Source organism: Kitasatospora sp. NPDC127067, assembly GCF_042724755.1.
GTDB lineage: Bacteria > Actinomycetota > Actinomycetes > Streptomycetales > Streptomycetaceae > Kitasatospora > Kitasatospora lactacystinica.
This window is the reverse complement of record NZ_JBHXEM010000081.1, coordinates 19,115-39,993: the sequence shown is the minus strand read 5'-3', so window position 1 is coordinate 39,993 and position 20,879 is coordinate 19,115. Positions and strand designations below refer to the sequence as shown.

The following is a 20,879-nucleotide window of genomic DNA, read 5'->3' as shown; positions in this document are numbered from 1 at the left end:
GTCCCTATTAACGACTTAGGTGCCCCGCACGGCCACAGCCGTGCGGGGCACCTCTGTCGTTCGTTCTGTTCTTCCTAGAAGTCGTCGTCGAAGGCGACGGTGCCCTCGACGGCGACCTGGTACGCCGACACGCGGCGCTCGAAGAAGTTGGTCAGCTCCTGGACGTTCTGGAGCTCCATGAAGCCGAACGGGTTCGTCGACCCGTACCGGATCGGCAGGCCGAGGCGCGCGAGGCGCTGATCCGCCACGGCCTCCAGGTACTCGCGCATCGAGGCGGTGTTCATGCCGGCCAGGCCGTCACCGCACAGGTCCTGGGCGAACTGGAGCTCGGCCTCGACGGCCTCCTCCAGCATCTCCGTGACCTGCTTGGCCATCTCGTCGTCGAAGAGGTCGGGCTCCTCCTCGCGGACGGTGTCGACCACCGACATCGCGAAGTCCATGTGCATGGACTCGTCGCGGAACACCCAGTTGGTACCGGTTGCGAGGCCGTGCAGCAGGCCCCGGCTCCGGAACCAGTACACGTAGGCGAACGCGCCGTAGAAGAACAGCCCCTCGACACACGCGGCGAAGCAGATCAGGTTGAGCAGGAACGCCCGCCTGTCCTCCTTCGTCTGCAGCGAGTCGATGTGGTCGACCGCGTTCATGTACTTGAAGCAGAACTGCGCCTTCTGGCGGATGGAGGGGATGTTCTCCACCGCCGCGAAGGCCGCGTTGCGGTCCTCCGGGTCGGGCAGGTAGGTGTCGAGCAGCGTCAGGTAGAACTGGACGTGCACGGCCTCTTCGAACAGCTGCCGCGAGAGGTACAGCCGCGCCTCGGGCGAGTTGATGTGCTTGTAGAGGCTCAGCACCACGTTGTTGGAGACGATCGAGTCGCCCGTCGCGAAGAACGCGACCAGCCGGCCGATCAGGTGGCGCTCGCCCTCGCTGAGCTTCGCCAGGTCGGCGACGTCGGAGTGCAGGTCCACCTCCTCGACGGTCCAGGTGTTCTTGATCGCGTCCCGGTACCGGTCGTAGAACGACGGGTAGCGCATGGGGCGCAGGGTCAGCTCGAAGCCGGGGTCGAGCAGCATCTTGCGGTCTTCGGACTGAGACATTACTGGCAGGCCTCGCAGGACTCGGGGTTCTCCAGGGAGCAGGCGAGGGCGGCTTCCTGCTCCGGGGTGAGGGTCGGGGTGTTCACGGGCGCCGGCGCGGCGGCACGGGCGGCACCGGACGCGGCCTGGGCGATGCGGGTGGCCGGGCGCGAGCGCAGGTAGTAGGTGGTCTTCAGACCGACCTTCCACGCGTAGGCGTACATCGAGCTGAGCTTGCCGATGGTCGGCGCCGCCATGAACAGGTTCAGGGACTGGCTCTGGTCCAGGTACGGCATCCGCGCCGCGGCCAGGTCGATCAGCGCGCGCTGCGGCAGCTCCCAGGCCGTCCGGTACAGCGAACGCACCTCGGCGGGCAGCCAGTTCAGCTCCTGGACGGAACCGTTGGCGTCGCGCAGGGCGTCGCGGGTCTGCTGGTCCCAGACGCCGAGCTCCTTGAGCTCGCGCACCAGGTACGGGTTGACCTGGAGGAACTCGCCGGACAGCGTCTCGCGCTTGAACAGGTTGGACACCTGCGGCTCGATGCACTCGTACACGCCGGCGATGGACGCGATGGTCGCGGTCGGCGCGATGGCCAGCAGCAGCGAGTTGCGCAGGCCGGTCTCGGCGATCCGGGCGCGCAGCGCCGTCCAGCGGTCGGCCCACTGCGGGGCGGCCGTCGGGAAGTGGTCGATGTGCAGCTCGCCGCGGGCGGCGCGGGTCTCGCCGTACGCCTCGTGGCGGCCGAGCTGCTCGGCCAGGTCGGCGGAGCGCTCGTACGCGGTGAGCATGATGCGCTCGGCGATGAGGGTGGAGAGGACCTTCGCCTCGGCGGAGTCGAAGTCGATCCGCAGCTGGAAGAAGACGTCCTGGAGGCCCATCACGCCGAGGCCGACCGGCCGCCAGCGGGAGTTGGACGTCCCGGCCTCGGTGGTCGGGTAGAAGTTGATGTCCACCACGCGGTCGAGGAACGTCACGGCCGTACGGACGGTGGCGTCGAGGCGCTCCCAGTCCATGGCGCCGATCAGGTCGGCGGCCGAGGCGCCCGGGGCGACGTGGGCGCCCAGGTTGACCGAGCCGAGGTTGCAGACGGCGGTCTCGGAGTCGTCCGTGACCTCCAGGATCTCGGTGCACAGGTTGGAGGAGTGCACCGTGCGGCCCGGCAGCGCGGTCTGGTTGGCGGCGCGGTTGGAGGCGTCCTTGAAGGTCATCCAGCCGTTGCCGGTCTGCGCGAGGGTGCGCATCATGCGGGCGTACAGGGTCTGCGCCGGGATGGTGCGCACGGCCTTGCCGGCCAGCTCGGCCTTGCGGTACGCCTCGTCGAACTCCTCGCCCCACAGGTCGACCAGCTCGGGCACGTCGGCCGGGGAGAACAGCGACCAGTCCTGGTTGGCGTTGACCCGGCGCATGAACTCGTCCGGGATCCAGTGCGCCAGGTTGAGGTTGTGGGTGCGGCGGGCCTCTTCGCCGGTGTTGTCGCGGAGCTCCAGGAACTCCTCGATGTCGGCGTGCCAGGTCTCCAGGTAGACGCAGGCCGCGCCCTTGCGGCGGCCGCCCTGGTTGACGGCGGCGACCGAGGAGTCGAGGGTGCGCAGGAACGGCACGATGCCGTTGGACTTGCCGTTGGTGCCGCGGATCAGGCTGCCGCGCGAGCGGATGCGCGAGTACGACAGGCCGATGCCGCCGGCGTGCTTGGACAGGCGGGCGATCTGCGCGTAGCGGTTGTAGATCGAGTCCAGGTTGTCCAGCGGCGAGTCGAGCAGGTAGCAGCTCGACATCTGCGGGTGGCGGGTGCCGGAGTTGAAGAGCGTCGGCGAGGAGGTCAGGTACTCCAGGCGGCTCATCAGGCCGTACAGCTCGGCCACCTCGCGCACGGACTGCTCGCTGTCGCCGACCGCCAGGCCACAGGCGACGCGGAGCAGGAAGTGCTGCGGGGTCTCGATCACCTTGCGGGTGATCGGGTGGCGCAGCAGGTAGCGGGACTGCACCGTGCGCAGGCCGAAGTACTCGAAGCGGTCGTCGCCCTTGGTGTCGACGAGCGCGTCCAGGGCGGCCGCGTGCTTGGTGACGAAGGCGGCGGTGGTGTCGCCGATCAGGCCCTCGGCGTGGCCGACGGCGATCGAGGCGGAGAAGGACACCGAGCCCTGGTTGTTCGCCTCGTCGACGATCTCCAGGGCGAGCAGGCGGGCGGCGAGCTTCGAGTACTGGGGGTCCTCGGCGATCATCGACGCGGCGGCGTCCACGGCCAGCCCGCGCAGCTCGGCGAAGTCCGAGCCGGCGTGGCGGCCGCGCAGCGCGGCGGCGGCGACATGGCCGGGGTCGACCTCGGTGAGGTCGGTGCTGCGGTCGGTGAGCAGCCGCAGCAGCGCGCCCCCGGGGTCGGAGACCGTCGGGTCGGTGAAGGCGGTACCGGAGCCCTGGGCGGGCAGGGTGGCTGAGGCAGCGGTGGTCAAGGCGCTCTCTCCTGGCGGCGATCGGCGGCGGTGATCGGGGGGCCACCGGGCCGATCGGGGCAGGGGAGCACGGCACGAACGCAAAAAGCGTCGCGCGAGGTGACTCCCCGGCCCGCCCGCGAGGCCCGGAGGGGTACTGCTCGGTGCTCGCGCGGCCTCTGCGGGAGGGCCGTGGCGCACGCCGTCGGCAGGTCATCGGACTCGCGGTTACGGCTTCTGCAGCCGCCCGCTCACCGCTGCGGGGCAGTCCCGGATTCGCACCGGGTTCCCCTGCATCGACAGCAGAAGCGAGCATACATGTAGTGCCGCCGGACTGCGGCGGCACCATATGTTGTGCCTGTCGTGTCGCGGATGTGCGTGAGCCGGGCGGCCGGTCAGTGCTTCAGATAGACCTTGTACGTACTCGAATCGCCGGTCGGCGAGGTGAACTGGGCGACCAGCCGGTAGTGTCCGGCGGTGCTCAGGGCCTCGCTCAGGGCCCGGTCGGTGGCCCTCGGCGCGGTGCTGTCGAGGACGACCATGGTGAACCAGCCGTCCCGGATCGCGGCCACGCTGCCGTCGTCGCCGTGGTGCTCGACCCCGGCCCCGTCGCGGTAGTCCGTCCCGGCGCGCGCGGAGATCCACTGCTCGGGCCTGGAGACGCCGCCGAGGTAGTACTCGGCGAGTCCGTCGACCTCGGTGAGGTAGCGGCCCTGGGGCTCCGTGTGGACCCGCAGGACGGCCAGCAGACGGCCGGAGTCGGGCCCGTTCTGGTAGCGCAGGGCGGACTGCTCCAGACCGAGGGCGAGCAGTGCGACCCAGACCAGGATGCCGAGCTGGGGGTGGCGGAAGTGGGCGCCGACCAGCCGGGTCAGGCCGACCCCGGCGAGCGGGGCGGCGAGCAGCATGCCGTAGCCGAGGTGGCGGAACAGCGCGCCGGAGGTGCCGGTCCACAGGTGGGCGGCGGGGACCAGCAGGGCAGTGGCGGTCAGGACGGCCCCGAGCAGGGCGCGCCCGCCCCGGGTGGTGGGGAGGGCGTCCTTCTCCGGCGCGTCGTGCTCGGGCATCTGTTCGCGGCGCGCGTAGGCGATGGTGCCGGCCACCGCGAGGACGGTGAACAGGCCGGCCCACTGGAGCGTGCCGAGCAGGATCGAGCCGGCCGAGCCGGGGGCGTTGCCGCGCGAGGGCGACCACCCGGCGACCCTGCCGAGGGTGCCGTACGGGAGCAGCAGGACGAGGATGCCGAGGGCCGACAGCAGCGCGCGCAGGGCGGCCGGGCCCACCCGGTGGTACGGCCGGGCGCAGGCGAAGGCGAGGGCGACCAGGGCGGGGACGGCGAAGGCCGCGGAGTAGGCCGTGGCGCAGGCCAGCGCCGTGGGCGGGGCGGCGAGCAGGGCCAGGGCCGGATGGCGGCCGGCGGTGAACACCGTGGTCCAGGCCGCGAGGGCGACCAGCAGGAGGGCGAGGGACTCGGGCGCGGCGTAGAAGCCGACCACCACGGTGGACTGGAGGACGGCGTACCCGGCGATGGCGCAGATGGCGACCCGCTCGTTGAACAGCCGCCGGGTCAGCGAGTACAGCAGCACCGTGGTGAGCAGCGCGAAGCCGAGGCTGAGCAGCCGGGTGCCCCAGATGCCGTTGGCGTCGGCGGCGGCGCCGGCCAGCGGCGGGTAGAGCCAGGGCGAGCCGTGCACCCGGTCGACCAGGTCGGTGGTGACCGGGGTGCCGTGCAGCAGGTGGGACAGCTGCTGGCGGCCGGCGACCATGGCGGCGGCCTCGTCGGGGTGCGCGGCGGCCAGCAGGCGCAGCGAGAGGGCGGCCTGGACGGTCAGGACGGCGCCCAGCAGGCCGCGGGCGATCCAGCGGCGGCGGGGGCTGGTGCCCGGGTCCCAGCCGAGCGCGGGGACCTGCGGGATGGTGTACGGGGCCAGCTCGACGCCGTCGGGGTTGTCGACCGCCACGGCGGTTCCGGGCCGTGCGGGGCTGCCCGCCGCCGCGGCCGTGCGGGGCCCGTCGGGGCTGCCCGCCGCCACGGCCCCGGGCCCGTCGGGGTCAAGGTCCGGCTCGGCGGCCGGGTCGTGGGCGGAGCGGCCGTGCGGGACGGGGGAGAACTCGGACTCAGTACTCATCAGGGGTTCCGGATGTCGAAGCCGTAACGGGGGTCGGACACGCGCTGCTTGAACGCGGCGAGGGTGTCCGGCACGGCCTCGACCCGCCAGTCCGCTCGCTTGACGATGTTGAACCAGACGAAGCCGACGATGTCGTCGTGCGCCTCAAGCCCGGAGAACAGCTGGTCGATGTCGGCGCGTTGGCGCTTGCCCTGCTCGGAGGCGGTCTCGCTGATGAAGAAGGGCTTCTGGGAGAAGCCGCGGATCTCGGCCATGGTCGGGCCGTAGAGCGTCTCGAAGGTCTTGGGCCCGGTCTTGGTGAAGTAGCCGGTCATGCCGGCCCAGTCGACGTAGGTGTCGCCGGGGTAGTACGGCTCCAGACGGGTGTTGGGCGCGGGGTCGGTGATGTTGGGACTCCAGACCCAGATCACGTTGGTGGCGCCGGCCTGGTCGAAGAGGTCGTGGACGTGGCGCCAGGCGGCCACGAAGTCCTCGGGGGTGGCGGCCTGACGGCCCCACGGGTACCAGTCGCCGTTCATCTCGTGGGCGATGCTGATGGCGATCGGCAGGTTGAACCTGGCGACGGCCTTGGCGACGCCGCGCACGTAGTCGTCGGTGTCGCCGGCCGCGATCGAGGCGAGCGAGCGGTCGTGCGGCTCCCAGGCCATGAAGGGAAGCGCCCCGGCGTCGTGGATCCGGCGGGCGCCCGTGGTGTCGAAGCCGCCCTTCCAGTGGGCGTAGAACTCCAGGATGTTGGGCTGCTTGCCGATCGCGTCGCGGTAGCCGGGCAGCGCGTCCATCGTGGCGGGGACGTCGGGCAGGGCGGCGCCGAGGTACTTGTGGCTCGGCCTGAGCAGCGGCGTGACGTCGTACGGGACGCCGGCCGGCAGGGCCTTGGGCTGGGCGGGCGCGGGAGTCGCACCCGGAGTGCCCGGAGCGCCAGGGGCCGGGGTGGCGGCCGGGGCGGCCCGGGCGAGGTCCTTCTGCATCGCGAAGCCGGGGTCCTCGGGGCCGCACGCGGTGGTGAGCAGCAGGCCGGCGGCGGCCAGTAGCGGGAGCGCCAGCCGGCGACGGAGCCGGCCGGCCCGTCTCGGGTGGGCGGTCATGGCGATCACACTGCTTCCGTCGGGCGGGGCTGGACGAGGACCCGGCCCACGATGGTGGCGTAGAAGAGGCCGGAGGCGAGGACGAGGGCGAAGTTCAGCGGGCCCATGGTGAGCATCCGCCAGATGCTCAGCAGCACCCAGAGCAGGGCGGTTCCGCCGCCCCAGGCGATGACGCCGATCCAGAACCGCCGGGTCTTGTTCCGCTTGGCGCCGCTGGAGCCGGTCGGCTGCCAGGCCATCCGGTTGCGGCGCACGATGTCCCAGATGGCGAAGACGTGCGCCCAGCCGTACATCATGCGGGCGGCCCAGGCCTCCAGCCGGTAGGGGTTGCGGTGCCAGAGCGGGAAGACGACCGTCGCGTAGAGCAGGCCGGGCAGCACCAGCGCGGTGTTCTCCCAGCGGATCAGGTCGGGGCGGGCGAGCAGCAGGACGATCGGGATGAGCGGTGAGACGACGGTGAACAGCGCCGTGTGGATGTAGTAGAAGAAGCCGGACAGGTAGCAGGCCCGGGTGATCGGCCGCAGCTTGGTCTGCCAGAACTTCTTGCTGCCGAGCAGGCTCATCGAGCCGGTGCACCAGCGGTACTGCTGGTTGAAGAAGCCGCCGACGTTGTCCGGGCAGACGCCGGTGGCCAGCGCGACGGGTATGTACTGGAGGTCCCAGCCGAGGCGGCGCAGGTCGAACCCGGTGTGCACGTCCTCGGAGTGGCCGATCAGCGTGGTACCGCCGTTCTCCTCCAGCGCCGCGCGCCGGTACACCGCGCAGCTGCCCACGCAGATGGCGCCTTCGCTGCGCTGCCGGGAGACCTGGACGGTCCGGTAGAACAGCTCCTGGACGGCGCCGGCGCCGCGCTCGATCCAGTTCTGCGAGTCCAGGATGCGGAAGAACTGCGGGGACTGGACGATGCCGAGGCGGGGGTCGGCCTCCATGTAGGGGAGCATCTCGTTCAGCAGGTCCGGCCGGGGCGCGAAGTCGGCGTCCAGGATGAGGATGTAGTCGCTGTCGGAGTTGCGGAAGCCGAACTGGAGGTTGCCGGCCTTCTTGAACCAGCCGAGCTTGTCGCGGGTGCCGTACACGAACCCGAAGTCGACGGCCATCTGCGCGAGTTGCGGGCTGTTGCTGTCGTCGAGGACGTACGGGGTGACGTCGCCCGGGTACTGGTCGCGCAGCCGGGCGACGTGCGTCCAGGTGTTGTGCAGGACCTCGATCGGCTCGCCGGCGACCGGGAGGAAGATGTCGACGGTCGGATGGTGCTCGGGCTGCCAGGACTTGACCAGGGCCCGGTGGGCGGAGAGGTCGAAGGTCTCGTTGAAGCCGTGCACCCAGCGGGATATCAGGTAGTAGACGATGGTGAAGGCGAGCGGCGGTATGAAGAAGAGGAACCACGGCGTCGCGCTCAGCAGCCCGATCTCGCTGGCCACCATGCAGGCGAAGCTGATGAGGGAGAAGCAGGTCAGCACCCACAGGTTGGTGCGGGCGTAGAGGTACTTCTCGGTGTTGTCCGGGGGTTGGGGGAGCAGGCCCCACCGGTTGCGGGCGGCCGGGCCGCGCCGGCTGCGGCGTCGTGAGACCGGCGGCTGACCGCTTCCCGCGAGTCGCGCGCTCTCGGTGACAGTCACGTGCTCTACTCCCCCGAAGCCGTATGAGACTGAACCATCCCCGGGTGGTGGCCGTTGTCGCTCGGGCACCAGGGGACGCCAGGATCGTACGGGACCGATCGCTCTGAGTCCGCTCTCCCCTCTTCGACCGGCCGCCCGGAACCGATATCGAGTTCCGATCGTGATGTGAACGGGGGTGCGGCCGGAGCGCCTGTGTACGGTTGTCCGTTCGACGGGCGAGGACGGTTCGGGGGAGAGCGATGGGCATCGAGGACTGCGCGGCCGGGCGCGTGGCGCGGGGCCTGCGGGCGGTCGCCGCCTTCGGTGCGGTCGCCGCGCTGCTGGCCGGGTGCAGCGGCGACGTCGGCGCGGTCGAGCCGCCGGCCGGCCCGGCGACGGCGCTGTCCGGGCCGGGCATCTGCTCGACCGCGCAGGAGCCGTTTCCCAAGCTGGCAATGGACGGCGGCGCCAAGGTCCTCGAACCGAACCCGTGGAACACCGCGGGCACGGTCTGCGTGGACCCGGTCGGGGCCAGCGGGTTCACGGTGTCCCGGATCAACGACTTCGTCCCCAAGAACCCGCTCGCCCCGGGCGCCTACCCCAACGTCTCGACCGCCCCGGGCGCGAGCGGACTGCCGGTGCCGGTCAGCGCGCTCGGCGACGCCACCGCCGACTGGGACGCCAACGGCCGGGTGAGCGGCTCCTTCAATCTCTCCTTCGACCTCTGGTACGGCTCCAGCCCGGACAACTGCCTGCCGGGGGAGAGCGCCGAGGTGATGATCTGGCTGGACGCCACCGACAACGTGCGGCCCGCCGGCGACAAGGTGGCGGACGCCCTGCCGTTCGGGGACGCGAGCTACCACGTCTACCAGGCGCCGATCACCGGCCCGCACAGCGTGATCAGCTACGTCCGCACGGCACCCACCCACACCACCCGCGGCCTCGACCTGCGGCTGTTCACCGCCGACGCGATGGCGCGCGGCTACGTCCCGAAGAGCTCCTACCTCTGCCGGGTGCAGGCGGGGTTCGAGGTCTGGAGCGGCGGGACCGGCCTGCGCAGCAACTCCTTCGCCTTCCACAACCGGGTCGGCCTGCCGGCCGGCGAGGTCCCGGCGGGCGCCCCGGGGATCTGCCTGCGGCACGGCGGCGGCGGGACCGCCGGCAGCCCGGTGACCGTCGGATCCTGCGGCGACCAGGCCGTCTCGACCGGGTGGACGGTGGGCAACGACGGTTCGCTGCGCGGTGGAGCGGCCTGCCTGGCGCCGGGCGCCGACCGCTCCTCGGTGACGCTGGCCGAGTGCACCGGCGGCTCGGCGCAGCGCTGGGTCACCGCCCCGGGGCAGCGGCTGAAGCACCCGGACACCGGGCTGTGCCTGGGCACCGCAGGCGGGGCGCTCGCGGACGGCACGACGGTGCTCCTGCGGCCGTGCGCGGACACCGTCTCGCAGCGCTGGAAGCTGCCCTACAACGGGGTCGCGTGAGCCGGCGTCGCACCCCGGAAACCGCGGCCGTGCTGACGTTTCGTCCGCGCACCCCCCATGGGCGTGTCGGGGTGGATGCCCTAGCATTCGGGCCATGAGCGATCGACCGGTACCGAGTGGCGAGCCGGGCCAGCCCGCCACGCCACCGCAGCAGGCACCGGCCGGGGGGCCCGCTCCGGCCACCGGTGTGCCACCGCAGTTCCCGAGCGGAGCCTTCGGCCCCGCGGCCGGCTACGGGCCGCCGCCCGCCGCACCCGCGCAGCCCCAGCAGATGACGCCGCATCCGGTCGCGCAGCCGGTGCCGCCGGTGCCGCACCAGGGCGGCGGACCCGCCCCGGTGGCGCAGGGTCCGGTGCAGCCCGGTCCGGTGGCGCCGCAACCCGGCCCGGTGGCACCACAGCCCGTCCAGCCGCAGGCGCCGATGCCGCAGCCCGGCCAGGCCGTCGGACAGCAGCCGTTCCCGCCGGGCCAGCAGCCGTTCCCGCCGGGCCCGCAGCCGGCCCAGTCCGTGGCGCACTGGCAGCAGCAGGGCGGCTTCCAGCCGCCCGGCCCGGCGGTCCCCCCGGCCGGCACGCCGAACTGGGAGGCGCTGGCCGAGCAGAACGAGCAGTCCGCCAAGCGCGGCCGCAGGCTCAAGCTGATCGGCGCGGTGACCGCGGTGGTCGTGGTGGCCGCCGCCGGTGGCGGCGGGTACTGGTACTACCAGCACGGCAAGGAGAAGACGCCGGCGGCCCACGGCCCCGGCACGCCGAGCCCGACGGTCTCCGGCCCGTCGAACACGACGAGCGCGCCGCCGCTCAAGGGCATCGACAGCCCGCCGACCGTCGGCTCGCTGCCCGCCAAGAAGGGTGCGGCCGCGCTCAACCTGGGGGCGGACGCCAAGCAGGGGACGATGGCCGGCGTCTCCGGGCAGGTCCTCAAACTGCCCAGCGGCCAGGACTCGTTCGCCTCGACGTCCACGTCGGTCGTCGAGGTCAACAAGAGCTTCACCGTCTCCGCGCGGGTGCTGGTCGACGTGCCCAACGGCAACCGCAGCGCGGTCAGCCAGGGCGACGGCCAGTACTACTCGTACGCGCTGGGCCGGGCCAACAACAACGGGCACGACCAGTGGTACTTCAAGGTCCAGGTGCCGGGCGGCGGTTCGGCGATCGCCTGGTCCAAGGGCGACGCGACGGTCAACCAGTGGGTGCTGCTGACCGGCGTGTACGACGACCCGTCGGGCCAGCTCACCCTGTACGTCAACGGTGCTCCGCAGTCCTCGGCCAAGTCGGCCGGGGTGCAGCCGAGCGGCACCAACTCCCTCCAGGTCGGCCGGCTGAGCTCCAACTCGCAGTGGGCCGACCCCTGGCACGGCGCCGTCGCCGACATCCAGGTGTGGGACCAGGTGCTGCCCGAGGCCGACATCGTCAAGATCGTGGCCGGCCCGAGCTCGCCGCCGTCCATCGCGCCGACCGGCGCCTGGCTCGGCGGCTAGGGCACGCCCTAGCACCGCCAGGGGCGGGTTCCGCGGGAGTCCGGTGAGGACGGCCCGCAGGACCCGCCGCGGGGCCGACCGGCCCCCGTGAACGTCCGGCCGCCGCCCTCCGGCAGTGTGGGGCGGCGGCCGAAGCGCGCCCAGGGGCGCGCGCTCCACGGCGCGTCCGGATGCGAAGTCCCAGATGAGGAGCAGTACTGATGAGCGCGGACGGCCGCTGGATCCGGCCCGAGTCCACCCGCAAGCCCGTCCTCGGCGGAGCCCGGCCGGGCGGGGTGGCCCTCGGCGAGCGCGGCCGGACGGCCCCCGGGCCGGTACCGGCCTCCCCGGCCGACCGGCGCCGCCGCAGGCCCGGGCCGCCCCGGGTGCCGCACCCGGCCCGGCCGGTGCTGCGGGCGGACTGGTTGCCGCTGCTGGCCGTGCTGCTGGTGCAGGCGGCGCTCTCGTACCACCTGATCCTCAGCAACACCGCCTTCATCGACGAGGGCACCTACATCTACGCGGGCTACCAGGAGATCGCGCACCTGCGGCACGGAACCCCGGTGTCGACGTACGAGACCTTCTTCTCCGGCTCCCCGCTGATCTACCCGGTGGTGGTGGCCGTCGCGGACTTCGTCGGCGGGCTGAACGGCGCCCGGCTGCTGAGCCTGGCGTTCATGCTCTCCGCCACCACGGCCGTCCACCTGGCCACCCGGCGGCTGCACGGCTCGCTCGCGGCGTTCTGCGCGGCGGCGGCCTTCGTCGCGCTCGGCCCCACCCAGTTCCTCGGCGGCCTGGCCACCTACGACGCGATGGCGCTGGCGATCCTGGCCTGGGCCGGGTACTTCGCGGTGCGGCTGACCACGGGCGGCGGTTACCCGAGCCTGGTCGCCTCCGGGCTGCTGCTGGCCCTGGCCGGCGCCACCAAGTACGCCGCGCTGCTGTGGGTGCCGGTGGTGTGCGGCATCGCGGTGCTGGCCGGGCCGCGCGGGTCGCTGCGCAGCTGGGAGGCCTGGCGGCGCGGACTGCTGGTGCTGCTCACCTTCGTGGTGGCGGTCGGCGCTGCGGCGCTGGCGGCCGGTGAGAAGTACGTCAACGGCTTCAACCACACCACCCTCAAGCGCGCCCCGGGCCACGACTCGTACTCCTACGTGGCCTCGGAGGCCGCCCGCTGGGTGGGCCCGCTGCTGGTGGTCGCGCTGGCCGGGGTGCTGGTGCAGCTGGTGCGGGCGCGGCGGCGCGGCGGCGCGGCCTGGCCCGAGTTCTGGCTGGCGCTGTTGCTGCTGCTGGCCGGGCTGATGGCGCCGGTGAACCAGATCCGCATCCACACCTGGCTGTCGCTGCAGAAGCACGTCGACTTCGGCGCCTGGTTCTCCTGCATCGTGGTGGGCCTGGTCCTGGCCCGTGCGGCGCTGTGGCTGAAGGGCCGTCTGCACCTGGTGGCCGGGGTGGCGGCCGCCGCCCTGGTGGTCGGCCCGCTCGCCTGGGTGGGCGCGGCCCAGGGCCGGGAGATGTACGGCGAGTGGTCGAACTCGAAGGAGTTCGTCGCCGCCCTGGAGCCGTACATCGTCAAGGGCGACGACCGGTACCTGGTCGAGAACTACAACGTCCCCGCGTACTACCTGCGCAAGCAGACCACCTGGCAGCAGTGGCACGACCTGGTGGCCGTCTTCCGCCGGGACCCGGCCACCGGTGAGATGCAGAACGGGGTGCCCGCGATCCAGGCCGGCATCCAGGCCCACGAGTGGAAGGTCGTGGTCCTGGACTTCACCCAGACCGGGGCCATCGACAAGGCGATCCAGCCCACACTGAAGGCCTCCGGGTACCGGGTGGTCACTGTGGTGACGAGCGGGAAGCACGGCCGGTACACCGTCTACGTGGCGCCCGGGTACGACAAGAAGCCGTGACGGGCGCCCGGGCCCGCCGTCAGAACGCCATCGTGTAGACCATCAGGTCCATCCCCGGGTACGGGGCCCAGTCGCGCTCGGGGGTGCGGCGGAAGCCGACCCGCTCGTAGAGGCGGTGGGCGGTGGTCATCTCCGGGCGGGTGGAGAAGGCCATGCCGGCCAGGCCGAGGTCGCGGCTGCGGGCGACGGAGGCGCGGACCAGGGCCTCGCCGACGCCCCGGCCCCGGGCGGCGCCGGCGGTGGCCAGCATCCGTATCTCGCCCTCCCGGGGGGAGGCGATGTCCGCCCACTCGGTGCCGCCGACGGCGAAGGTCACGCAGCCGAGGACCCCGGCACCGGCCGCGTCGACGGCGACCAGGAGTTCGGCCTCCAACGCCCGTCGCCCGGCGTTGCGCAGCAGCTCGACGTAGGTGCTCGTGGGGTTGGTGAAGCCGTCGCCGACGAAGGCCTCGACGGTGATCCGGCCGGCGTCGGTGAGGTCCTCGGGGAGGGCCTGGCGGATGAGGAAGTCCATCGGGCCAGTGTGCCGGAGGCCGGTGCGGGGCGGTCCTCCGGGGTCGAACCGATCGGGTCGGCGGACGGGTCGGCGGGCGCGGCGGCGGACGGGCAGGCGGTGCCGTACAGCCGCTCGGGCCGGGCCTGGTCGGCCGGGTAGCCGCCCGGGCGGTGGTAGTTGTCGCGGCCGGCCGCCGGGCCGCTGGAGGTCTCGCGGCCGATCAGGAGGCCGAGCAGGCCGAAACCGCCGACGGCCGCGGTCATGGCGAGTGCGCCGATGAGGGTGTCGCTGTCCATGGGCACCACTGTGGCCGGGCGGCGCCGTGGCCACGAGTGGCAGGAACGACCGATCACCTCGAAATCCTGCCATCCGGTTCCTTCCGCCGGGGCGGGCACCGGGGGCATCCTGGTGGGCATGCTGAAGAACGTGGTCGCGGTGGTGCTGGAGGAGGTTCACCCCTTCGAACTGGGCGTGGCCTGCGAGGTGTTCGGCCTGGACCGCACCGCCGACGGGCTGCCGGGCTACGACTTCGCGATCGCCGGGGCCCGTCCGGGGCCGCACGCCACCCACTCCGGCTTCGCGGTGGACGTCCCGTACGGCCCGGAGCGCCTCGCCGGGGCGGACCTCGCCGTGGTCACCGCGGCGAGCATCCGCCGCGACTACCCGGAGCCGCTGCTGGCGGCGCTGCGCGGGGTGGTCGAGGGCGGCGGCCGGGTGCTGTCCATCTGCAGCGGCGCCTTCGTGCTGGGCGCCGCCGGGCTGCTGGACGGCCGTCGTGCCGCCACGCACTGGCGGCACAGCGCGGCGCTGGCCGAGCGCTTCCCGCTGACCGCGGTCGAGCCGGACGTGCTGTACGTGGACGACGACCCGGTGATCACCTCCGCCGGGACGGCGGCCGGCATCGACGCCTGCCTGCACCTGGTGCGCAAGGTGCAGGGTGCCGAGGTGGCCCGGGAGATCGCCCGCCGGATGGTGGTGGCCCCGCACCGGGAGGGCGGGCAGGCCCAGTTCGTGAACCGCCCGCTGCCCGAGGCCGCCGACGCCTCGCTGGCCCCGCTGCTGGACTGGATGCGCCACCACCTGGCCGAGGAGGCCACCGTCGAGCAACTGGCCGCCCGGGCGCACATGTCGCCGCGCACCTTCGCCCGCCGCTTCCAGCAGGAGACCGGCACCACCCCGCACCGCTGGCTGGTCGGGCAGCGGGTGCTGCTCGCCCAGCGGCTGCTGGAGTCCACCACCGAGCCGGTGGACGCGATCGCCGCCCGCTGCGGCTTCGGCAACGCGGCCGCCCTGCGGCACCACTTCGGCCGTCGGCTGGGCACCACGCCGCTGGCCTACCGGCGCTGCTTCGCCGAGCCGGAGCCCCGGGCGGGCTGAGGGGACTCCCGGGCGGGCCGACGGACCCGGGGTGGGCCGAGGGGGTGTCAGTCCCCGCCGGGCACCAGGTGCCCGACCCCGTTCCAGCCGTCCGGCCGCAGCCGCCCGTCCTGGGCCCGCCACAGGCTGGTGGAGCAGTTGTGCACTGGCCCGAGCGCGGTGAGCTGCTCCTCGGTGAGCCGGTCCAGCGCGTAGCGGAGCATCAGCACCGTGCAGTCGTGCGCGACCAGCAGGACGGGCCGTCCGGCCTCCTCCTCGCAGAGGTCCCGCAGCAGGCTGCGCACCCGCAGCGCGACGTCGGCCCAGGACTCGCCGCCCGGCGGGCGGTAGTACAGCTCGCCCATCTTGCGCCGCCGGGCCGCCTCCTCCGGGTGCTTGGCCTCGATCGCGGCCTTCGGCAGCATCTCCAGGATGCCGAGCTCCCGGTCGCGCAGCCGTTCGTCGTACCGGACGGCCAGGGTGACCGGGACGGCGCCGAGCCCGGCGGCCTGGGCGAGCGCGATCCGGGCGGTCTCCGCGGTGCGTACGTACGGGGAGCACCAGACGCTGCGCGGGCGGTCCGCGCTGGGCAGGTCGGCCCACCAGTGGCCGAGCGCCTGGGCCTGCTGCCGGCCGTGCAGCGACAGCGGGATGTCGGCGTCGCGGCAGCTGATCGGGACGCTGAGCGCTCCGGCGGCCTCGGCCAGCTGGAACTCGACGTTGGCGGTGGACTCCCCGTGTCGGGTGGCGATCAGCAGGGACGGCAGCCGGCCGGCGGCGGCCGGGCGGTGGGTGCTGCCGTGCTGTTCGTGGCCGCCGGGGTGCTGCCCCTGCCCGCCGGGGTGCTGGCCGTGGGCGGCGCCGCGCTGACCCTGGGTGGCGCCGTGCTGTCCCTGGGTGGTGGCGTGGTGGTGCTGGCTCTGGGTGGACTGGTGCTGGCCGTTGAGGGTGGTGCCGAGTTCTGCCATGGCCGCGAGCTCCCCGTGGTCGATCAGGTTCCGGCCGGATGCCGGTCCGGTCTGGTGGTGCCCGGCGTGCACGCCTGTTCATACATATGATCGCGCCGCCTTCTCCAGTGTTCACGGAGAAGGCGGCGCGATCACAGGGCGCGTACCGCGCGAATCAGTGCGCCGCTACAGGCTCCGGCGCGTTCTTCAGCTCTTCGTCACCGGCTTCGGCGCTGTAGTCGGACGGCCTGGTCTCGTCCGGGAGCTCCGGCGCCTTGACCGCCCGCAGCACCAGGGTGAGCGCCACCGCGACGATCAGGTTGAGCGCGAAGGCGGTCAGGCCGATGTAGCCGATCTCGCCGATGCCGGGGATCCCGGCCGCGCTGCCGCCGAAGTGCTTGGTGGCCGGGCTGGCGATCCCGTACGCCTTCCAGGTGCCGTACACCATGCCGGCCGCCCAGCCGGCGAACAGCGCCCAGTGGTGGAACCAGCGGGTGAACAGGCCGCCGACGATCGCCACGAAGGTCTGCAGGATCCACAGGCCGCCCAGCAGCTGGAGGTTGATCGCGGCCTGCTTGTCCATGCCGAGCACGAAGGCCAGGGCGCCGACCTTCACCAGCAGCGAGACCAGCTTGGCGATCCGGGTCTCGTCGGCGGGGGTGGCGGAGGGCTTGAGCCAGTCCTTGTAGACGTTGCGGGTGAACAGGTTGGCCGCCGCGATGGACATGATGGCGGCCGGCACCAGCGCGCCGATGCCGATCGCGGCGAAGGCCACGCCGGTGAACCAGTCCGGGAACATGTCCGCGAACAGCTGCGGCACCGAGAGCTGGGCGTTGTAGCCCTTGACGCCCTTGCCCACGCCCGCCGCGATCGCCATGAACCCGAGCAGCGCCAGCAGGCCCAGCATCAGCGAGTACGCGGGCATGATCGCCATGTTGCGGCGCACGGTGCTGCGGGACTTGGAGGCCAGCACGCCGGTGACCGAGTGCGGGTACATGAACAGCGCCATCGCCGAGCCGAGGGCCAGCGTGGCGTACGTCCACTGGCTGCCGTGCGGGACGGTCAGCGATCCCTTGGCGCCCGGCGCGCTGAACTTGTGCGCGGCGGCGTCGAAGATGTGCCCGTAGCCGCCGAGCCGGATCGGGATGTAGATCACCGCGACGATGATCACGATGTAGACGAGGGCGTCCTTGACGAAGGCGATCAGCGCCGGGGCGCGCAGGCCGGAGGAGTAGGTGTAGGCGGCCAGCACGCCGAAGGCGATGAACAGCGGCAGGTCCTTGACGAACCAGTTGGCGTTCTCCCCGCCGCCGACCCCCAGCACGTCCAGCACGGCCTGGATGCCGACGAGTTGCAGGGCGATGTACGGCATGGTGGCCAGGATCCCGGTCAGCGCGACGACCAGCGACAGCGGCCGCGAGCCGTACCGGCCGCGCACGAAGTCGGCCGGGGTCACGTAGCCGTGCACCCGGGAGACCGACCAGAGCCGGGGCAGGAAGAGGAAGACCAGCGGGTAGGCGACGATTGTGTACGGCACCGCGAAGAAGCCCGCCGCGCCGGTGGCGTACACCGCCGCGGGGACGGCGACGAAGGTGTACGCGGTGTAGAGGTCGCCGCCGAGCAGGAACCAGGTCACCCAGGTCCCGAAGCTGCGCCCGCCCAGGCCCCACTCGTCCAGGTGCGCGGCGTTGTCCGCGCGGCGCCAGCGCGAGGCGAGGAAGCCCATCACGGTGACCAGGGCGAAGAACAGCACGAAGACCACGAGGGCCGGCACGTTGACGTCCTTCATCGCGCACCGCCCGTCCGGGCCGCCTTGCGGGCCTTCTCGTCCCGGGTGATCAGCAGGTAGGCGGCGACCGTGAACACGGCCGACACCGGCACCCAGAGCAGCTGGTACCAGTAGAAGAAGGGCACCCCGGCCACCGCCGGTTCGCTCTTGTCGTACGAGGACACCCAGAGCATCGCGACGATCGGCACCAGCAGGGCGAGGCCGGCCAGCACCCGCTCGGGCGTCACGGCCGGGACGGACCTCCCGGCTGGCTCGGGCATGACATCTTCGAGGGTGAGGGGATCAGACGGCATCTTCGGCTCCGCTCCGGAGGGTTCCCCGTCGGCGCCGCAGCCCGGTCGGCGCCGAGCGCCGCACGGGCCCGCCGAGCAGCACCATCGGTGATCGGCAGTCAGGTCAGTACGGCTGCGCAATCTAGAGCATGGGGTGATCCATGTCACCGGAATTGACGTAACTTCCCGCCAGTCGGACGCAACCGACCGGTTGTTCACCGCCGGGCGACGGAAACGCGCTGTCGCCACGGGAGGTGAAGCGCCGTCACCGTACATGCGGTGCGGAACGCGAAAGGCGCCGGCGCGCGGGTCCTGCGCGCCGGCGCCCGAGGTGCGGCGGGGGAGTGCGGCTGCTCCGGGCGCTGCGGCCGGCCCGGACGCTCCGGTTACTCCGGACGCTTCAGCCGGGTGATGAACTTGTAGCGGTCGCCGCGGTAGATCGAGCGGACCCACTCGACCGGATCGCCCTCGGCGTCGAAGGAGTGCCGGGACAGCTGGAGCATCGGCAGACCGAGGTCGGAGCCGAGCAGGCCGGCCTCGCGGGGGTTGGCCAGGGTGGTCTCGATGGTCTCCTCGGCCTCGGCCACGGTGACCCCGTACACCTCGCGCAGCGCCGCGTACAGCGAGTTGTGCTTGGCCAGGTTGCGGCGCAGGGCCGGGAAGCGCTTGGCGGACAGGTGGGCGACCTCGATGGCCATCGGGTCGCCGTTGGCCAGCCGCAGGCGCTCGATCCGCAGCACCCGGCCGCCGGGCTTGATGTCGAGCAGCGGGGCGAGCCGGTCGTCGGCGGTGATGTAGCCGATCTCGATCAGCCGGGAGGCGGGCTCCAGGCCCTGCGCCCGCATGTCCTCGGTGTAGGAGGTGAGCTGGAGGGCCTGGGCGACCTTGGGCTTGGCGACGAAGGTGCCCTTGCCCTGGATGCGCTCCAGCCGGCCCTCGACGACCAGCTCCTGGAGGGCCTGGCGCACGGTGGTGCGCGAGGTGTCGAACTGGGCGGCCAGCGCGCGCTCGGGCGGCACCGGAGTGCCGGCGGGCTGGGTCTCGGTGAGCTGCAGCAGGTGCCGCTTCAGGCCGTAGTACTTGGGGACGCGCGCGGTCGGGTCGGTGCCGGCCTGCGTCGGGAGGTTGTTCACCTCGGGGTCGTTGACCTGGGCGGTGGATCCCCCGTCGCTGCTCATCGGACCTGTTCTCCCGCTTCTCGCGAGGCCTCCAGCGACCCCGCCACATCGTTAACGGCTCACATCGTTGCATGTATGGCTACGGAACGAATACCTCATCACGCGATGAACGATGTGCGGTGTCGGCTTGATAACGGGTGGTCGAGATCGGTCGAACAGCCGTTGACAGGCCCATTGGTCTAGGCCAAGCTCCAGGCAGCTGGTCTACACCACTAGGCCGGTAACTATGAATCCCCCCACCCGTTCGATGGGGTCCGCGGCACCTTTCCCCCCGCTTTGTGTGGGTCTGCCGCTGCCGCCCGACGGGGGCAACCCAGGCATCCCTCAGGAGGATGGCGTGAAGCGTCAGCTCATCGCGGCGGTCGGCGTCGCAGCAATGGTCGTCGGCCTGGCGGCTTGCAGCTCGGACGGCAAGAAGACCGAGGGCGGCTCGTCCGCGGCGGCCAAGAACTACGACGGCAAGACCCTGACCGTGTGGCTGATGGACGGCTCGGCCCCCAAGGGCTGGGAGGACAGCGTCAAGGCCGACTTCGCCGCCGCCTACCCGGGTGCCAAGCTCGACATCCAGACCCAGAAGTGGAACGGCATCGGCCAGAAGGTCACCGCCGCCCTCTCCGAGGGTTCGGTGGACGTCCTGGAGATCGGCAACACCCAGACCGCGGGTTACGCGGCCACCGGTGGTCTGCTCGACATCACCAAGGACAAGGCCGACCTGGGTGGCGCCGACTGGGCCGCCAACCTGAACGAGTCCTCGATCATCGACGGCAAGCAGTACGCCGCCCCGTGGTACTTCACCAACCGCGTGGTGACCTACAACAAGGACATCTGGACCAAGGCCGGCATCACCACCCCGCCGAAGACCCTGGACGAGTTCTACACCGACCTGGACAAGGTCAAGGCCGTCCCGGGCGTCACCGACGCGCTCTACATGCCCGGCCAGGAGTGGTACGCCTACTTCGGCCTGCTGACCAGCGAGGGCGGCAAGCTCGCCAAGAAGGACGGCGACAAGTGGGTCGGCGGCCTGTCGAGCCCCGAGGCCCAGAAGGCCTTCGACACCTACAAGAAGCTGCAGAGCCACTCGACCACCGCGCCGAAGGACAAGGACGAGGCCACCCCGCAGCAGAAGGACGTCTTCGCCAAGGGCGACATCGGCACCATCATCGGTCTCGGCTGGGAGGTCCCGAAGCCCGAGGAGCTGGCCGCCGACAAGATCGGCTACTTCCCGCTCCCCGGCGCGACCGCGGACAAGCCCTCCAGCGTCTTCCTCGGCGGCTCGAACCTGGCGATCGCCCAGCAGAGCAAGAACCCGGAGCTCGCCAAGGGCTTCCTGAAGATCGCCATGAACGACAAGAACGAGGGCCTGATCGCCTCCTCGGGTCTCATCCCGAACAAGGTCGCGCTCAACAGCAAGGTCACCGGCGACTTCGCCAAGGCCGCCCTGCCGGCCTCGCTCAACGGTGCGACCACCCCGAACGTTCCGACCTGGACCAACGTCGAGAACGAGCCGAACCCGATCAAGGACTTCCTGACCTCGGCGCTGAACGGCGACTACGCCGCCGCGGCCAAGAAGGCCGACGACGAGATCGCGAAGCGTCTCAACCAGAAGCAGTAAGGCAGTCGAGCGGCGGGGCGCACCCGCGCCCCGCGGGGGGGGGGGGGGCCGCAGCGGGGGTGTTCTGGGTGGGT

At 72.1% G+C, this 20,879-nt stretch carries 15 protein-coding genes and 1 riboswitch; of the genes, 5 read left to right on the top strand and 10 right to left on the bottom strand.

Features of this window, described 5'->3' with window-relative positions; all coding sequences use genetic code 11:
* Positions 1 to 74: 74 nt before the first annotated feature.
* The 5 genes from ACFWJ4_RS27645 to ACFWJ4_RS27625 all read right to left on the bottom strand — a co-directional run bounded on the left by ACFWJ4_RS27645 (position 75) and on the right by ACFWJ4_RS27625 (position 8,140).
* The gene (locus ACFWJ4_RS27645) at positions 75 to 1,094 is read right to left on the bottom strand and encodes a ribonucleotide-diphosphate reductase subunit beta (protein ID WP_359904573.1); all 1,020 of its coding nucleotides are present in this window, start codon (positions 1,092 to 1,094) and stop codon (positions 75 to 77) included.
* Positions 1,094 to 3,499 (bottom strand): ribonucleoside-diphosphate reductase subunit alpha, encoded by a 2,406-nt coding sequence (locus ACFWJ4_RS27640; protein ID WP_380548260.1) that lies wholly within the window; start codon positions 3,497 to 3,499, stop codon positions 1,094 to 1,096. Before ACFWJ4_RS27640 ends, ACFWJ4_RS27645 begins: the two co-directional genes overlap by 1 nt.
* Before the next feature lie 192 nt (positions 3,500 to 3,691).
* Positions 3,692 to 3,835, bottom strand: a riboswitch (cobalamin riboswitch).
* A 62-nt stretch (positions 3,836 to 3,897) separates the two neighbouring features.
* Complete coding sequence (locus ACFWJ4_RS27635) at positions 3,898 to 5,631, bottom strand: glycosyltransferase family 39 protein (protein WP_380548250.1); 1,734 nt, start codon at positions 5,629 to 5,631, stop codon at positions 3,898 to 3,900.
* Complete coding sequence (locus ACFWJ4_RS27630; protein WP_380548247.1) at positions 5,631 to 6,716, bottom strand: glycoside hydrolase family 26 protein; 1,086 nt, start codon at positions 6,714 to 6,716, stop codon at positions 5,631 to 5,633. The genes ACFWJ4_RS27635 and ACFWJ4_RS27630 overlap by 1 nt, the downstream gene beginning before the upstream one ends.
* Before the next feature lie 5 nt (positions 6,717 to 6,721).
* Complete coding sequence (locus tag ACFWJ4_RS27625) at positions 6,722 to 8,140, bottom strand: glycosyltransferase family 2 protein (protein ID WP_380548258.1); 1,419 nt, start codon at positions 8,138 to 8,140, stop codon at positions 6,722 to 6,724.
* A 434-nt stretch (positions 8,141 to 8,574) separates the two neighbouring features.
* On the opposite strand from ACFWJ4_RS27625, the gene ACFWJ4_RS27620 reads away from it, so the two are divergent.
* From ACFWJ4_RS27620 to ACFWJ4_RS27610, 3 genes are all read left to right on the top strand, one after another.
* Positions 8,575 to 9,795 (top strand): ricin-type beta-trefoil lectin domain protein, encoded by a 1,221-nt coding sequence (locus ACFWJ4_RS27620; RefSeq protein WP_380548244.1) that lies wholly within the window; start codon positions 8,575 to 8,577, stop codon positions 9,793 to 9,795.
* A gap of 94 nt (positions 9,796 to 9,889) precedes the next feature.
* A complete protein-coding gene (locus tag ACFWJ4_RS27615; protein ID WP_380548241.1) occupies positions 9,890 to 11,269 on the top strand; it encodes a LamG-like jellyroll fold domain-containing protein in 1,380 nt (459 codons plus the stop codon).
* A gap of 200 nt (positions 11,270 to 11,469) precedes the next feature.
* Positions 11,470 to 13,155, top strand: coding sequence for an ArnT family glycosyltransferase (locus ACFWJ4_RS27610; RefSeq protein ID WP_380548238.1), 1,686 nt, complete (start codon positions 11,470 to 11,472; stop codon positions 13,153 to 13,155).
* Between the two features lie 19 nt (positions 13,156 to 13,174).
* On the opposite strand, the gene ACFWJ4_RS27605 is transcribed toward ACFWJ4_RS27610, so the two are convergent.
* Positions 13,175 to 13,669, bottom strand: a complete 495-nt coding sequence (locus ACFWJ4_RS27605) for a GNAT family N-acetyltransferase (protein WP_380548235.1) — start codon at positions 13,667 to 13,669, stop codon at positions 13,175 to 13,177.
* Between the two features lie 396 nt (positions 13,670 to 14,065).
* Between ACFWJ4_RS27605 and ACFWJ4_RS27600 the strand changes: the two genes are divergently transcribed.
* Positions 14,066 to 15,028 carry a helix-turn-helix domain-containing protein gene (locus ACFWJ4_RS27600; protein WP_359904578.1) on the top strand — a complete coding sequence of 321 codons (963 nt, stop codon included), beginning with the start codon at positions 14,066 to 14,068 and terminating at the stop codon, positions 15,026 to 15,028.
* A gap of 47 nt (positions 15,029 to 15,075) precedes the next feature.
* Here ACFWJ4_RS27600 and ACFWJ4_RS27595 read toward each other — a convergent pair whose 3' ends face one another.
* The 4 genes from ACFWJ4_RS27595 to ACFWJ4_RS27580 all read right to left on the bottom strand — a co-directional run bounded on the left by ACFWJ4_RS27595 (position 15,076) and on the right by ACFWJ4_RS27580 (position 19,193).
* The gene (locus ACFWJ4_RS27595) at positions 15,076 to 15,975 is read right to left on the bottom strand and encodes a histidine phosphatase family protein (RefSeq protein ID WP_380548233.1); all 900 of its coding nucleotides are present in this window, start codon (positions 15,973 to 15,975) and stop codon (positions 15,076 to 15,078) included.
* Positions 15,976 to 16,129: 154 nt separating this feature from the next.
* Positions 16,130 to 17,743 (bottom strand): monocarboxylate uptake permease MctP, encoded by a 1,614-nt coding sequence (mctP, locus tag ACFWJ4_RS27590; RefSeq protein ID WP_359904553.1) that lies wholly within the window; start codon positions 17,741 to 17,743, stop codon positions 16,130 to 16,132.
* Complete coding sequence (locus ACFWJ4_RS27585; RefSeq protein WP_380548230.1) at positions 17,740 to 18,036, bottom strand: DUF3311 domain-containing protein; 297 nt, start codon at positions 18,034 to 18,036, stop codon at positions 17,740 to 17,742. The genes mctP and ACFWJ4_RS27585 overlap by 4 nt, the downstream gene beginning before the upstream one ends.
* A gap of 365 nt (positions 18,037 to 18,401) precedes the next feature.
* Positions 18,402 to 19,193, bottom strand: coding sequence for a GntR family transcriptional regulator (locus tag ACFWJ4_RS27580; RefSeq protein ID WP_355261095.1), 792 nt, complete (start codon positions 19,191 to 19,193; stop codon positions 18,402 to 18,404).
* 337 nt (positions 19,194 to 19,530) lie between these two features.
* Here ACFWJ4_RS27580 and ACFWJ4_RS27575 point away from each other — a divergent pair, with 337 nt between their 5' ends.
* On the top strand, positions 19,531 to 20,805 hold the full coding sequence (locus ACFWJ4_RS27575) for an extracellular solute-binding protein (protein WP_380548227.1): 1,275 nt from the start codon (positions 19,531 to 19,533) through the stop codon (positions 20,803 to 20,805).
* The last annotated feature ends 74 nt before the right edge of the window (positions 20,806 to 20,879 follow it).